This window comes from Streptomyces sp. Je 1-332 (assembly GCF_040730185.1).
In the GTDB taxonomy this organism is placed as follows: domain Bacteria; phylum Actinomycetota; class Actinomycetes; order Streptomycetales; family Streptomycetaceae; genus Streptomyces.
Map to the genome: position 1 here is coordinate 1,367,804 of NZ_CP160402.1, position 12,666 is coordinate 1,380,469.

Annotated in this window: 12 protein-coding genes, 2 tRNA genes and 1 pseudogene; 5 read left to right on the forward strand and 10 right to left on the reverse strand. The window is 70.8% G+C overall.

Annotation, left to right across the window (positions count from 1 at the left end):
* Entirely contained in the window at positions 1–564 is a 564-nt protein-coding gene (locus ABXJ52_RS06365; protein WP_367039996.1) for an HIT domain-containing protein, read from the reverse strand.
* Between the two features lie 67 nt (positions 565–631).
* Between ABXJ52_RS06365 and ABXJ52_RS06370 the strand changes: the two genes are divergently transcribed.
* The gene (locus ABXJ52_RS06370) at positions 632–1,300 is read left to right on the forward strand and encodes an ion channel (protein ID WP_367039998.1); all 669 of its coding nucleotides are present in this window, start codon (positions 632–634) and stop codon (positions 1,298–1,300) included.
* A gap of 26 nt (positions 1,301–1,326) precedes the next feature.
* On the opposite strand, the gene thrS is transcribed toward ABXJ52_RS06370, so the two are convergent.
* The 3 genes from thrS to ABXJ52_RS06385 all read right to left on the reverse strand — a co-directional run bounded on the left by thrS (position 1,327) and on the right by ABXJ52_RS06385 (position 5,238).
* Complete coding sequence (gene thrS, locus ABXJ52_RS06375; RefSeq protein WP_367040001.1) at positions 1,327–3,303, reverse strand: threonine--tRNA ligase; 1,977 nt, start codon at positions 3,301–3,303, stop codon at positions 1,327–1,329.
* 130 nt (positions 3,304–3,433) lie between these two features.
* Positions 3,434–4,675 carry a hypothetical protein gene (locus ABXJ52_RS06380; RefSeq protein ID WP_367048844.1) on the reverse strand — a complete coding sequence of 414 codons (1,242 nt, stop codon included), beginning with the start codon at positions 4,673–4,675 and terminating at the stop codon, positions 3,434–3,436.
* Complete coding sequence (locus ABXJ52_RS06385) at positions 4,672–5,238, reverse strand: DUF4365 domain-containing protein (protein ID WP_367040004.1); 567 nt, start codon at positions 5,236–5,238, stop codon at positions 4,672–4,674. Before ABXJ52_RS06385 ends, ABXJ52_RS06380 begins: the two co-directional genes overlap by 4 nt.
* Before the next feature lie 168 nt (positions 5,239–5,406).
* Between ABXJ52_RS06385 and ABXJ52_RS06390 the strand changes: the two genes are divergently transcribed.
* Positions 5,407–6,132: a 3'-5' exonuclease gene (locus ABXJ52_RS06390; protein ID WP_367040006.1), complete on the forward strand. Its 726-nt coding sequence runs from the start codon at positions 5,407–5,409 to the stop codon at positions 6,130–6,132.
* Between the two features lie 103 nt (positions 6,133–6,235).
* On the opposite strand, the gene ABXJ52_RS06395 is transcribed toward ABXJ52_RS06390, so the two are convergent.
* Positions 6,236–6,307, reverse strand: a tRNA-Val gene (locus ABXJ52_RS06395).
* Positions 6,308–6,369: 62 nt separating this feature from the next.
* Positions 6,370–6,816, reverse strand: a complete 447-nt coding sequence (locus tag ABXJ52_RS06400; RefSeq protein ID WP_367040008.1) for an SRPBCC family protein — start codon at positions 6,814–6,816, stop codon at positions 6,370–6,372.
* 92 nt (positions 6,817–6,908) lie between these two features.
* Here ABXJ52_RS06400 and ABXJ52_RS06405 point away from each other — a divergent pair.
* Positions 6,909–9,457: pseudogene (locus tag ABXJ52_RS06405) on the forward strand (hypothetical protein).
* Positions 9,458–9,582: 125 nt separating this feature from the next.
* Here the strand turns inward: ABXJ52_RS06405 and ABXJ52_RS06410 are convergent.
* Positions 9,583–9,654 (reverse strand) — tRNA-Val (locus ABXJ52_RS06410).
* Between the two features lie 66 nt (positions 9,655–9,720).
* Positions 9,721–10,152: a TIGR02611 family protein gene (locus ABXJ52_RS06415; protein WP_160503814.1), complete on the reverse strand. Its 432-nt coding sequence runs from the start codon at positions 10,150–10,152 to the stop codon at positions 9,721–9,723.
* A 191-nt stretch (positions 10,153–10,343) separates the two neighbouring features.
* On the opposite strand from ABXJ52_RS06415, the gene ABXJ52_RS06420 reads away from it, so the two are divergent.
* The gene (locus ABXJ52_RS06420; protein ID WP_003959770.1) at positions 10,344–10,757 is read left to right on the forward strand and encodes an SsgA family sporulation/cell division regulator; all 414 of its coding nucleotides are present in this window, start codon (positions 10,344–10,346) and stop codon (positions 10,755–10,757) included.
* A 229-nt stretch (positions 10,758–10,986) separates the two neighbouring features.
* The gene (locus ABXJ52_RS06425; RefSeq protein ID WP_367040029.1) at positions 10,987–11,568 is read left to right on the forward strand and encodes a CGNR zinc finger domain-containing protein; all 582 of its coding nucleotides are present in this window, start codon (positions 10,987–10,989) and stop codon (positions 11,566–11,568) included.
* Positions 11,569–11,603: 35 nt separating this feature from the next.
* On the opposite strand, the gene ABXJ52_RS06430 is transcribed toward ABXJ52_RS06425, so the two are convergent.
* The gene (locus ABXJ52_RS06430) at positions 11,604–11,774 is read right to left on the reverse strand and encodes a hypothetical protein (protein ID WP_367040031.1); all 171 of its coding nucleotides are present in this window, start codon (positions 11,772–11,774) and stop codon (positions 11,604–11,606) included.
* Positions 11,775–12,032: 258 nt separating this feature from the next.
* Entirely contained in the window at positions 12,033–12,476 is a 444-nt protein-coding gene (locus ABXJ52_RS06435) for a hypothetical protein (RefSeq protein WP_367040033.1), read from the reverse strand.
* Between the last annotated feature and the right edge of the window lie 190 nt (positions 12,477–12,666).

A 12,666-nucleotide genomic window follows, 5' to 3' on the forward strand; every position in this document is an offset into this window, starting at 1 on the left:
TCAGCGCGCGGTGGGCCAGGCGTCCGCCAGCATCTTGCGGGTGTCCGCGAGCAGCTGCGGCAGGATCTTCGTGTGGCCGACGACCGGCATGAAGTTCGTGTCCCCGCCCCAGCGGGGCACGATGTGCTGGTGCAGATGCGCGGCGATGCCGGCGCCCGCCACCGTGCCCTGGTTCATGCCGATGTTGAAGCCGTGCGCGCCGGAAGCGGCCCGCAGCGCCGTCATGGCCTGCTTGGTCAGCTCACCGAGCTCGGCCGTCTCCTGGGCGGTCAGCTCCGTGTAGTCGGCGACGTGACGGTAGGGCACGACCATCAGGTGGCCGCCGTTGTACGGGTAGAGGTTGAGCACCGCGTACACCCGCTCGCCGCGCGCGACGACCAGACCGTCCTCGTCGGATTTGGCCGGGATGGAGCAGAAGGGACAGCCGTCGTCGGCGCCCGGACCGCTCGGCTTGTTCTCGCCCTGGATGTACGCCATCCGGTGGGGCGTCCACAGGCGCTGGAACGCGTCCTGCGTCCCCACTCCGATCTGCTGCTCCGGCTCACTCGTCATGCTGTGCAGCATATGACTTAGCCCGATCGAAGCGTGTCGGCGGGGCGCCCGCCGACTCCTCGGCCGCGAAGCTGGGCCGATGACCGATGAAGGCCGTCAGGCCCGCTGGGAGAACCGCACGGAGGCACCGCTCGCCGTGGCCTCGCTGCTCTACCTGACCTCGTACGCGGTCCTGGTCCTGGCCGCCCCCGGGCCGCCAAGGGCCTGGCGCGACCTCTGCCTGGCGGTCCTCTTCGCCGCCTGGGCCGCGTTCGCCGTGGACTACGCGGTGCGGTGGCGGCTGAGCGGGCAGGGCGCGCGCTTCGTGCGCACCCACTGGCTGGACGCTCTCGTGGTCGCCTTGCCCCTGCTGCGGCCGCTGCGTCTCGTGCACGTCTACGAGGCCGTCCAGCGCAGGCGCGGAAGGCCGCGTCTGGCGTTGCACGCGCGCGTGGTCACGTACGCCGGTCTTTCGGCGCTGCTCATCGGCTTCACCGGGGCGCTGGCCGTCTACCAGCACGAGCACACGGCTCCGGGGGCGACGATCCGTACCTTCGGGGACGCGGTGTGGTGGACGTCGGCCACGCTCGCGACCGTGGGCTACGGCGACGTGACGCCCGTGACGCCGCTGGGGCGCGTGATCGCGGTGGGCCTGATGCTCTGCGGTCTGGCGCTGCTCGGGGCGGTGACGGGGTCGTTCTCGTCATGGCTGCTGCAGGTGTTCGCGCGGGAGGGCCCGGAGGACGACGTGAGGCCCCCGGGACGCTGAACGTCCCGGGGGCCTCTCACCTCACATCACACCTGTACGCGGCTCTCCACCACGTCGATGAGCTTGGCGAGCGCCTGCTCGCGCGGAATGCCGTTCTCCTGCGAGCCGTCGCGGTAGCGGAAGGAGATCGTGCCCGCGTTCATGTCGTCGTCACCGACGATGATCATGAACGGAACCTTCAGCTTCTGCTGCGTCCTGATCTTCTTCTGCATGCGGTCGGAGGAGGCGTCCACCTCGACCCGCAGGCCCTTCTTCTTGGCGTCGGCCGCGAACTCCTGGAGGTAGGGGATGTGCGCGTCCCCGACCGGGATGCCGACCGCCTGGACGGGGGCGAGCCACGGCGGCATCGCGCCCGCGTAGTGCTCCAGGAGCACCGCGAAGAACCGCTCGATCGACCCGAAGAGCGCGCGGTGGATCATCACCGGGCGCTGCTTGGAGCCGTCCGGCGAGGTGTACTCCAGGTTGAAGCGCTCCGGCAGGTTGAAGTCGAGCTGCACGGTCGACATCTGCCAGGTGCGGCCGATGGCGTCCTTGCACTGCACGGAGATCTTCGGGCCGTAGAAGGCGGCGCCGCCCGGGTCCGGGACCAGCGGCAGGCCCTGCTTCTCGGCGACCTTGCGCAGCGTCTCGGTGGCCTCTTCCCAGACCTCGTCCGAGCCGACGAACTTCTCCGGGTCCTTGGTGGAGAGCTCCAGGTAGAAGTCGGTCAGGCCGTAGTCGCGCAGGAGGTTCAGGACGAAGGTGAGCGTCGTGTCGAGCTCGTCCGCCATCTGCTCCTTGGTGCAGTAGATGTGCGCGTCGTCCTGGGTGAAGCCGCGGGCACGGGTCAGACCGTGCACGACGCCGGACTTCTCGTAGCGGTACACCGTGCCGAACTCGAAGAGACGCAGCGGCAGTTCACGGTAGGAACGCCCGCGCGCATCGAAGATCAGGTTGTGCATCGGGCAGTTCATGGGCTTGAGGTAGTAGTCCACGCCCTCGTCGAGCTGCATGGGCGGGTACATGCCGTCGGCGTACCAGTCCAGGTGGCCCGAGGTCTCGAAGAGCTTCCCCTTGGTGGCGTGCGGGGTGTAGACGAACTCGTACCCCTCCTCCTCGTGGCGGCGCCGCGAGTAGTCCTCCATGACCCGGCGGATGATGCCGCCCTTGGGGTGGAAGACCGCGAGGCCCGAGCCGATCTGCTCCGGGATGGAGAACAGGTCCAGCTCGCTGCCGAGCTTGCGGTGGTCGCGCTTCTCGGCCTCGGCGAGGAACTCCAGGTGCGCCTTGAGCTCGTCCTTGGTGGGCCAGGCGGTGCCGTAGATGCGCTGGAGCATCGGGTTCTTCTCGCTGCCGCGCCAGTACGCGGCGGCGTTGCGCATCAGCTTGAACGCCGGGATGTTGCGGGTGGTGGGCAGGTGGGGACCGCGGCAGAGGTCCTTCCAGCACAGGTCGCCGGTCTTCGGGTCGAGGTTGTCGTAGATGGTCAGCTCGCCGCCGCCCACCTCGACGTCCGCTCCGTCGTCGCTGGAAGCGGAGCCCTTGATGCCGATGAGCTCCAGCTTGTACGGCTCGTCGGCGAGCTCCTCGCGGGCGGCTTCGTCAGTGACGACGCGGCGCGAGAAGCGCTGGCCGCGCTTCTGGATCTCCTGCATCTTCTTCTCGATGGCCTTGAGGTCCTCGGGCGTGAACGGCTTCTCGACGTCGAAGTCGTAGTAGAAGCCGTGTCGGACCGGCGGGCCGATGCCCAGCTTGGCCTCGGGGAAGAGCTCCTGCACGGCCTGCGCCATGACGTGCGCGGTGGAGTGGCGCAGGATGTTCAGGCCGTCCTCGGAGGAGATCTCGACCGGCTCGACCTCCTCACCGTCCTGGACGGCGTACGCGAGGTCCTTCAGCTCGCCGGCCACGCGGGCGGCGACGATGGTGCGCTCGCCGGTGAAGAGTTCGGCGGCCGTAGTGCCCGTCGTCACCACGCGCTCTTCCCGCTCGGAATCGCGTTGGATGATCACACGGACGTCTGACACCGGTCTTCTCCTACCTGAAGGGGTCGCGGCAGATCTGCTCCTGCACGCGATACGAATCGTACCGAGCCCGGGGCGCCCATCGCGAAACGGTTATCCCCGGGGCCTCAGCCGCGCCCCGCCTCAGACACTCCTAGTCCCCGCTGCACGCCTCCTCGAAGAAGTCGAGATTCTCCTGGAGCGACTTCATCAGACGGTCCTTCTCCCCCTCGTCCACCTGCACCGGCACCACCCCAGAGGCCCCGGTGAGCCGCCGGAACCCGCCCCGGCTCTCGAGCCGGCCGTGCACCCGGATCGGCAGCCCGACCAGGTGGGCATGGCCCGCGATGCGGTACGACTCCTCGTCGAGCGTCATGCGTACGTGGGGGACGTCGGCGCCCGCGAGCACCCGGACCCGCACCGTGCCGTCGCCCCGTGGCCCCGACCGCCGCATCCGCACCACGGCCCCCGTGATCCGCACCGGCATCGCGGGTTCGTCCCGCAGATAGCGCGCGCTCGCCTCCCTGAGCACCGTCAGGTCACCGGGCGAGAACTCGACGGGCTCGGCATCCACGGCGCACCCCTCGGGCACCCCGGCGGCCGGCGCCCACTCCACGGCGACGCGTGCCCCTTCCGTGCCCCGCACCAGGGCCACGACGGCCTCCGTCAGCTCATGGCTGACGCCCGCCTCGACGGCGCCGTCGAAGGCGTCCATGCCACCAGTGGCGCGCTGGTAGTCGACGGCCTCGCGGACCGCGTACAGCGCCTGGTGCAGCCGCACGGCGATGAGCCGCCCGGTCAGGACGGGCACGAACGCGGTGAGCTGCCGTCCGCCAGGAGCGGGCGCGACCAGGACGCTCTCCAGGGACGCGGCGGCCGGCCCGCGGTGCCGCGCCCCGTAGTACCCGGCACGACCGCGCGCGGCCAGCGCCCCCGCGAGCAGCATCTGCCGTGCGGCCGCCCGCAGTTGTTCCTCCGCCGTCCAGGTCGCGGCGCCCGCGGGACCGGCAGGGACATCGCGCCACCAGCGGATCTCGTCGCTGGGCACGGTGAGTCCGACGAGCACGTCACGCGCGGACGGCGACCCGCTGCGCGCCAGGGCGGTGAGCGCCTCGCCGAGCAGGTCCTCGCAGTCGGGGAAGGCCCTGTTCTCCGGCACGAGCAGACTCGTGCCGCCTCCGCCGGGCCCGGGCGGGGTCCAGCGGGCGTAACGCCCCGCCGCTCCCCCGCGCCGGCGCCAGCCGTGCCGGCCGAGCAGCGCGCCGAGCACGGCGGGGTCGACCTGCGAGGGCTCGGGAGGACCCAACCGGTCCGTCGGAGCGGCCCAGTTGCCCGTGGTTTCCACGGGGTGCGGGCGAACGGGGCGTACTGGCTCTTCGATCGGGCGGTGCATCAGGGTCTCCCTCCCGTCCCGACCCGCGTCATGATCTCGCAGAGGGCCTTGTCGTCGAAGATCCGCGAGGTCGGGACGCGCACGGTCGTCCTGCGCCGGCCGGTCACCTGGTGTCCGGCGAGGTTGGTCCAGTAGCAGCAGTGCCGCAGGTCGAGCCGGTCATGGCTCGCGCGCAGCCAGTCGTCCTGCGACCGGGGCACGAGCATCACGACCAGGATCTTGTGCACCGAGACCGGGGTGCGGGCGAGCTTCTCCAGGTGCGGGTTGTCTAGCGTGAAGGAGAAAGCCGGCCCCGGGGGGTTCGGCGGTATCTGGTAGGTGCACTTGAGCTGCACCTTGATGGTGACTTCGTCGTCGACCGTGTGCCCGGGGGCGCTGTGGCTGACGTGCCAGTCGATGCCGTTGTCCGGAAAGGGCTGCGAGAGCGAGCACCCCGCCGCTGCGGCGACGGCGTGCAGATAGCCCACCTGAAGGATCTCCATACAGGCGGTGGTGGCGAGTGTGCCGCGCGGCGGTGCGATCCGCTCGGGCAGCAGCCCACCCTGTTCGGGCTGCGCGAGCGCCATGTCCAACGTGCCTTCCGAACCAGTGAATCCCCGCTTCAGGCCGGTCAACTTCCAAGCCCTGTACCTCTGTTGTCTCCGGGCCGCGTACAGCGCAAACGGCCCGGGTATCACCGGTGTGGGCAGGGGAGGAAAGCCATCTGCCGGACATGATCGAGGAGTTGCGTCACTATGACGTGCTGGTACGAGGGGCCCTTGGCCGCATTCGACACGGAGACCACGGGCGTCGACGTCGAGACCGACCGCATTGTGTCGGCCGCCGTCGTCGTCCAGCAAGGCGCGGGCACCCGCCCGCGCATCACTCGCTGGCTGGTGAACCCGGGCGTTCCGGTGCCCGAGTCCGCCACCGCGGTGCACGGCCTGACGGAGGAACATCTGCAGCACAACGGTCGCTGGCCCGCGCCGGTGATGGAGGAGATAGCGAGGGAGCTGGCGGAACAGGGCGCGGCGGGCCGCCCCATCGTCGTCATGAACGCGCCCTTCGACCTGACGATCCTGGACCGGGAGTTGCGCAGGCACCGCGCCTCGTCGCTCAGCCGGTACATGGCGGGCTCGTCGCTGTGCGTCCTCGACCCGCGCGTCCTGGACAAGCAGCTCGACCGGTACCGCAAGGGGCGCCGCACACTGACCGATCTGTGCGCGCACTACGCGGTGGAGCTCGACGAGGCGCACGACGCGGCGGCCGACGCGCAGGCCGCACTGGATGTCGTACGGGCCGTGGGGCAGCGTTTCGCCTCGCGGCTCGAACGGCTCTCGGCGGCCGAGCTGCACGCGCTGCAGGCGGTGTGGCACGCGGCGCAGGCGCGCGGGCTGCAGGCCTGGTTCGCGCGCAGCGGTACGCCGGAAGCGGTGGATCCGGCGTGGCCGCTGCGTCCCGAACTGCCAGCGGCTGCGTGACGTTTACGGGTCGCGACCGGCCCGAGGGCATGAAGTCGCGTGGCATGAAGTCGCGTGGCATGAAAAAAGCCGGTCCGTCGGTGACGGACCGGCATTCTCCGGGTGGGCGATACTGGGTTCGAACCAGTGACCTCTTCGGTGTGAACGAAGCGCTCTCCCACTGAGCTAATCGCCCGGGAACGGACTGAACAATACAGGTCCTCGCGGGTTTCCTTCAAACCGCTTCGGCGAAAGCCCTCACTCGCCTCTGAGGTGCGCCTTCAGGCCTCGCTCGCCCGCGCGCATCATCAGCGTGTGGTTGAGGAGGAAGACGGGTCTGCCTGGGACGGCGAGGCGTCGCATCAGCGGTTTGCGCACCACCACTTCCTGTTCGTAGAGCGCCCGCGCCCCGCTCGGTGCCGCCGTGACGGTCCAGCGCGCCCAGCCATCGAGATCACCGGTCATCGCGATCTCCAGGACCCCGGCCGCCGGGTCGCGGCGCCGTTCCTCGCCGGTGATGAACAGGTCGTACGGCAGCAGGGAGCGGAAGCGTGCCGTGCCGGTACGTTCGTCGAGGGATGTCACCTCCCGTACCTGGGGCCACCACGCGGGATAGTCCTCGGCGCGTTCAAGGGCGGCGTACACGTCGGCGGGCGGCGCGGGCAGCTTCCAGGTGCTGCGGAAGCGGAAGTGGCTCCAGTCCATGGACCGAGTCTGCCGGTAGGGAGCCGACTTGAGTACGTTCTGAGTATCCGCACCCATGCCCGCCGCGGTGTCCTGGACCACACTCCACGGACATGACGAACATTCCGCCCCCGGCCGAGGAGCTCCGCGTCCTCGACCTGGAGCTGCGCCGACTCGACGCGCGCAGGACGCAGTTGCTGCAACGCAGGGCTTGGCTGGTCGGCGCTCTCCAGACGCCCGTCGCACCGGGTCCCGCGCGGCCGGTGCGTGCCACCGAGGCCACACCGCCGAGCGTGCAGAACGCGCTGCTGACGCTCGGCGGCATCCTCCTGACCGTCGCGGCGATCGCCTTCACGCTGGTGAGCTGGGGACACCTGGGCATCGGCTGGCGCGGCGCCCTGCTCGCGGCCGTGACGCTGACCGCGCTCGGCGTGCCCGCGCTGCTGCTGCGCCGGAAGCTACGTTCGACGGCGGAGACGGTGGCCGCGCTCGGCCTCGCCCTGACCGTCCTCGACGCGTACGCCCTCCATGCCGCCGCCCTGCCCCGGGCCGACGCCCTCGGCTGCACGGCGGCCGCGGCCGCCGTGCTCGCCGCGCTGTGGACGGCGTACGGCCTGTCGTTCCGCGAACTGCGGCTGCCGTTGCCGCTGGCCGTCACGACCGCTCAACTCCCCCTGTTCCTCTGGGCGTACGCCTCGGACACCGGAGCCCTCGGGACGGCGGCGGCGCTTCTGGTGACGGCGGCGCTCGACGTCGCGGTCGCCCTGCGGGTGAGGCATCCGGGCGTGCGTGCCGTCGCGGCCGTGGGTGCCTGTGCCACCGGTCTGTGGGGCACAGTGGCCGCCGGCTACCTCTCCTGGTCGGCCACGGACCTGCCGGACGCGGCACGTGCGGGCGCGCTTTTGATCCTTGCCGCGGCTATCGCGCTGGTGGCGTCGTGGCTGATCACGGCACCCCCGCAGGCGACGGGTGCGGCGTTCACGGGCGGCCTGCTGGTGGTGGCCGCGGCCGGTGGCATGCTGCGCGAAACACTGCCCGCCGCCTGGACGGTCCCCGGCTACCTGGTGTGCGCCGTCGCGCTGTCGGCGGTGGTCCGCACGGCGCTGCCGCGCCCGGTCCTGCGCGGAGTCGTCGGTGCGACGCTCCCGGTGTACGCGCTCGCGACCCTGTGGGCGCTTCCCGCGTTCGTCACCGCCCTGATCGGGCCCGCGAGTTGGGCAGGGAAGGCGTGGTCGGGCGCGCCGACGGACACGGGCGAAGCGGTCGCCCTGGCCGGACTGACCGTGCAGCACCCCACCATCGCCTCGCTCGTGCTCGCCGTCGTCGCCGGAGTCACGTTCGCGGCCACCCGGCTCCCCCTTCCAACCACCGCCCTCCCCGCATACACCGCAGACCCCCGCACCACGCCAGCCCCACCCGTCACCCCGGGCACCACCACAGCCCTGAACTCAGAGCCCACCTCAGACCCGGGCCGGCCCCCCGGTGCGCCCCCAGACCCAGCCCCCGCGCCGGAACCCAGCACCAGCAGCCTCGCCCCCGCCGATGCCGCCCGCTCCGGCGCTCTGGCCCTCACCTGGGCCGCCCTTCTCATCCTCCCGTCCGCCCTTCACCTCCCTTACGGAGTCGGGGTGTCGGTGTACGTCACGCTGACCGCCGCCCTGCTCACCGTTGCGTCACGCGCCCGCTCGAAGGCGATCGCCGTCACCTCGACGGGCCTCTCGGTCATCTCCTCGGTGAGTGCCGCGCTCCTGGCCCTGGCCGCCGCGTCGGCCACGCTGGGTACTCTCGGCGCCCTGGCGGCGCTCTTCCTCGCGGCGACCGTTCTCGTCGCCCGCCGCCGGGCATCCACCGCGGGCACGGCAGCCATCGCCGCCTGCGCCACGGTCGCGTACGCCGCCGCGCTCGTCGGCGCCACAGGTGCGGCTTGGGACCTGCGCACGGACCACAGCGGACTGCTCATGCTCGCCGTACCGGCGATCGGGGCCCTCGCGGCGGCCCGGCTCGGTCGGCATCCGTCGGCAGCGCCCGCCGAGATCTCCGGGGCGGTCGTCGGCGGGTTCGCGATCGCCCTCGCCGCGGGGCATGCGACGACCCTCGCCCTGGCCCTCGCGCTCGGCGGCCTCATCGCCGCGGGCACGGCACTGCGCACGGACCGCCGGGCAGTCGGGTACGCGGCCGGGGTGCTGTTCCTCCTGGCGAGCTGGACACGGCTGGCCGCCTGGGACGTTCAGACCCCCGAGGCACCCTGCCGGTCACCGTCCCGGCACTCCTGATCGGCGCCCTGCGCCGCCACCGAACCCCCGAGACGTCCTCCTGGACGGCGTACGGACCCGGCCTCGCCGCAACCCTCCTGCCCAGCCTCATCGCCACCTGGAGCGACGCGCACTGGCAGCGTCCGCTGCTCCTCGGCACCGCGGCCCTGCTGATCACGCTGGCGGGGGCCCGGCACCGGCTGCAGGCGCCCCTGGTGCTCGGCGGCACGGTCCTCGCCCTGGACGCGCTGCACGAACTGGCGCCCTACATCGTCCAAGTGGTGGACGCGCTGCCGCGCTGGCTGCCGCCGGCACTCGCCGGGCTGCTGCTGCTCGCGATCGGCGCGACGTACGAACAGCGGCTGCGCGACGCACGCCGGGTCCGTGACGTTCTCGGCAGAATGCACTGACTCCGCTTTTCCCGAACGGCAGCCACCGGAGCCGACGGAGTATCAAATTCCTTACGCCGCACGGGAAAGCGAGCGAATACGACTGCGGCCCGGAGGCTTAAAGCCTCCGGGCCGCAGTTCCGGGGTGGGCGATACTGGGTTCGAACCAGTGACCTCTTCGGTGTGAACGAAGCGCTCTCCCACTGAGCTAATCGCCCCGGGCGCACGGAGAACATTACCGCATGTCAGCGGGTGCTTCCGACCGCCGTGGAGTCACCCGGAGGTCACTCCTTGATCTTCCATGGCATCTCGAGGCCGAACTTCCAGACGTAGACCGCGACGAGCACGGCGATGATCACCAGACCGACGGTCGTCAGGATGATGTTCCTGCGGCGCACCTTGGGGTCAAGCGCACGCTGTGCCGCCTCGGTGACCTTCCGCTTCGTCCAGCGAAGCACCAGCTGGGCCCAGACGAACTCGGTCGCCCAGATCGCCATTCCGCCGAAGATCACCAGCCAGCCCGGCCCGGGCAGCGGCAGCATCACGATGCCCGCGGCAACCACCGCGAGGCCCACGATGAACACGCCGACCTGCCAGCTGAGGTGCAGCGCCTTGCGGGCCTGGATGAACTCCGGCGCACGCGATCCGAGCGGCTGCTCGTCCTTCGTGCCGGTGATTGTTTCAGCAACCCCCGGCTCGTTACTCCCCGTATTCATACGGCCAAACCCTACCGGACGGAAACCCGTCACTGGAATGGCCGTACCCGTCGAACGGACAACCCGCCATACGAGCTACCTAAAGACACCCAAAACCCTCAGAGGGGTTTACAACGGCACCGTAGGTGGCATGTCGATTTCGCCGACGTGCGAATCCCCGAGCGCACACTGAGCGAAAGGCCCTGGCGCTTATGAACACCACGGTCAGCTGCGAGCTGCACCTGCGCCTCGTTGTGTCGAGCGAGTCCTCACTGCCTGTACCCGCAGGACTGCGGTATGACACGGCCGATCCCTATGCCGTGCACGCCACCTTCCACACCGGAGCCGAGGAAACCGTCGAGTGGGTGTTCGCCCGCGACCTCCTCGCCGAGGGCCTGCACCGGCCCACCGGTACCGGCGACGTCCGAGTCTGGCCGTCCCGGAGCCACGGTCAGGGCGTCGTCTGCATCGCCCTGAGCTCCCCCGAGGGTGAGGCTCTGCTCGAGGCCCCGGCGCGGGCCCTGGAATCGTTCCTGAAGCGAACGGACGCGGCCGTGCCGCCCGGCACGGAACACCGCCACTTCGATCTGGATACGGAGCTCTCGCACATCCTGGCCGAAAGTTAGCTCCAGGCCGCGCGAGAGCGCCCGGCGCCGTCCGACTCGGGGCGACGGCTCGGGCAGGACAACCGCACAGAAGCAGACGTACCGGCGCCGTCGCCGCGGATTCCCGCGGGGACGGCGCCGGTGCGCCGTGTCGTGAAGCCGCTAGCATCGGCCAGCATCAGCGGGCACCTCTCCCCCAGCTCTCCAGGAGCCGGGTGGGACCCCACTACCCCAGGCCAGGGAGCAAATCGTGCTGATCACCCACGACACCCGGTGCTCACTCGACGCCGTGGTCGATCTGGTGAACACCGCGCCGGACGACGAGAACGCAGCGAGCGCGGCGGGCACCGAGACGGAGGGGCTCCCGGACGTGGCAGCCCTGGGCGAGTTCGTACGAAGCCACAACATAAGTGACGTCGGAGTGCTCTCGGAGCGTGACCTGGCCGGCGTCCGGCACGTCCGGGGCCGCTTCCAGGAAGTCTTCGCGACGCCCGAACCGCAGGCCGCGGCGGCGGTGATCAACGAACTGATCGCGGCGGCGGGCACCACGCCCCGGCTCACCGACCACGACGGCTACGACTGGCACGTGCACTACTTCGCGCCCGGCGCCTCCATCGCCGACCACCTCGCCGCGGACTGCGGGATGGCGCTCGCGTTCTTCGTCGTCGCCGGCGAGCAGGAGCGGCTGCGGCGCTGCGAGGCCCCGGACTGCCGGCACGCCTTCGTCGACCTCTCCCGCAACCGCTCGCGCCGCTACTGCGACAGCCGCACCTGCGGCAACCGGCTGCATGTCGCCGCCTACCGGGCCAGGCGCAAGGAAGCGGCGGGCTGAGAGCCCTTGGCCGCGGCCCCCTGGAGCCCCGGGCCCTAGAGCCCGAGCAGATCGTGCAGGGTCCCCAGCAGGATCAGAATGCCGATCACCGCCAGGAAGATCATCAGGGGTGGCTGGGAGAGCGCGAACAGACAGCCCTTGGGCTCTTCGGTCGCGGCTCGGCCATCGGTCGGCGGGGCGGCATCGCCCTGTGCGGTGTCCAGCATCTCGCGGCGATGATGACGCAGTCCCGGGGGTACCGATGACCAACACGCCCGGAAGGCGCGGGAGTTCGCCGCATCCCGCGACCTGCGGGAATTCGACGTCCCGCCTGTTCCGACCACGGCCGACCAGCAGCGCACCTCGGCACGCCGGGCGGCTCCCTCGACCACACGAACGAGGGACGCTCACGGCCGTCCGACGCGGACGATTGTTGACGACCACGCGGCCGGGGCCGCGCCGTTCTCAGATCTGCTCTCGGATTCTCAGATGCCGTGCTTCTTCAGGATGGCCTCGATGTCGCTGAAGTCCTCCTTGGGCGCCTCCGCCTTCGGCTGGGCCGCAGGCTGCGCGGCCGGGCGGGACCCCTGCCCCAGGGAGGGCGCGGACGCCGCGGGGGCCACCGCGTCGCGCTGAGCCGCCTTCGCGGCCTTGCGTTCCTTGCGAGTGCCTCCGGAGCGGCGCTCCACGGCGCGCGTGATCATGAAAAGCAGCCAGGCGACGCCGAGGACCCCGAAGCCCGCCCATGCCTTCATGCTGAACGCGGTGTCCGCGAGCCATCCGACGACGCCGGTCATCACCAGGCCGACCGGGATGAGCGAATAGGCGGCGAGACGCGTCGCCGCGAGGAAACGCTTGCGATAGGCCGTGATCGCGGCAATGCCGAGGCCGGCCGCGGATACGGCGGAACAGACGGTCTCGGCAATCATCCGGTCCTCCAGGCGAGCGGGCTTGGACGGTGGCGCCGTCCGGCACTGTCTTCCCCTCCATCCTGCACCGGGTGGCCCTCCGCAGGCCACGCCCCGAGCGGACTTCAGGGACATATCAGGGTCACGCCTCCTCCGCAGGTTCCGGTCGGGCCCCCGCCCCGGTTGGGAGGCCCACGCGGGGCTGGAAGAC

What these genes read in the sequence shown, in the direction of transcription:
- ABXJ52_RS06365 (WP_367039996.1), bottom strand. Translation starts at nt 564, where the DNA reads ATGCTGCACAGCATGACGAGTGAGCCGGAGCAGCAGATCGGAGTGGGG.
- ABXJ52_RS06370 (WP_367039998.1), top strand. Translation starts at nt 632, where the DNA reads ATGACCGATGAAGGCCGTCAGGCCCGCTGGGAGAACCGCACGGAGGCA.
- ABXJ52_RS06385 (WP_367040004.1), bottom strand. Translation starts at nt 5,238, where the DNA reads ATGGCGCTCGCGCAGCCCGAACAGGGTGGGCTGCTGCCCGAGCGGATC.
- ABXJ52_RS06390 (WP_367040006.1), top strand. Translation starts at nt 5,407, where the DNA reads ATGACGTGCTGGTACGAGGGGCCCTTGGCCGCATTCGACACGGAGACC.
- ABXJ52_RS06400 (WP_367040008.1), bottom strand. Translation starts at nt 6,816, where the DNA reads ATGGACTGGAGCCACTTCCGCTTCCGCAGCACCTGGAAGCTGCCCGCG.
- ABXJ52_RS06415 (WP_160503814.1), bottom strand. Translation starts at nt 10,152, where the DNA reads ATGAATACGGGGAGTAACGAGCCGGGGGTTGCTGAAACAATCACCGGC.
- ABXJ52_RS06420 (WP_003959770.1), top strand. Translation starts at nt 10,344, where the DNA reads ATGAACACCACGGTCAGCTGCGAGCTGCACCTGCGCCTCGTTGTGTCG.
- ABXJ52_RS06430 (WP_367040031.1), bottom strand. Translation starts at nt 11,774, where the DNA reads ATGCTGGACACCGCACAGGGCGATGCCGCCCCGCCGACCGATGGCCGA.
- ABXJ52_RS06435 (WP_367040033.1), bottom strand. Translation starts at nt 12,476, where the DNA reads ATGATTGCCGAGACCGTCTGTTCCGCCGTATCCGCGGCCGGCCTCGGC.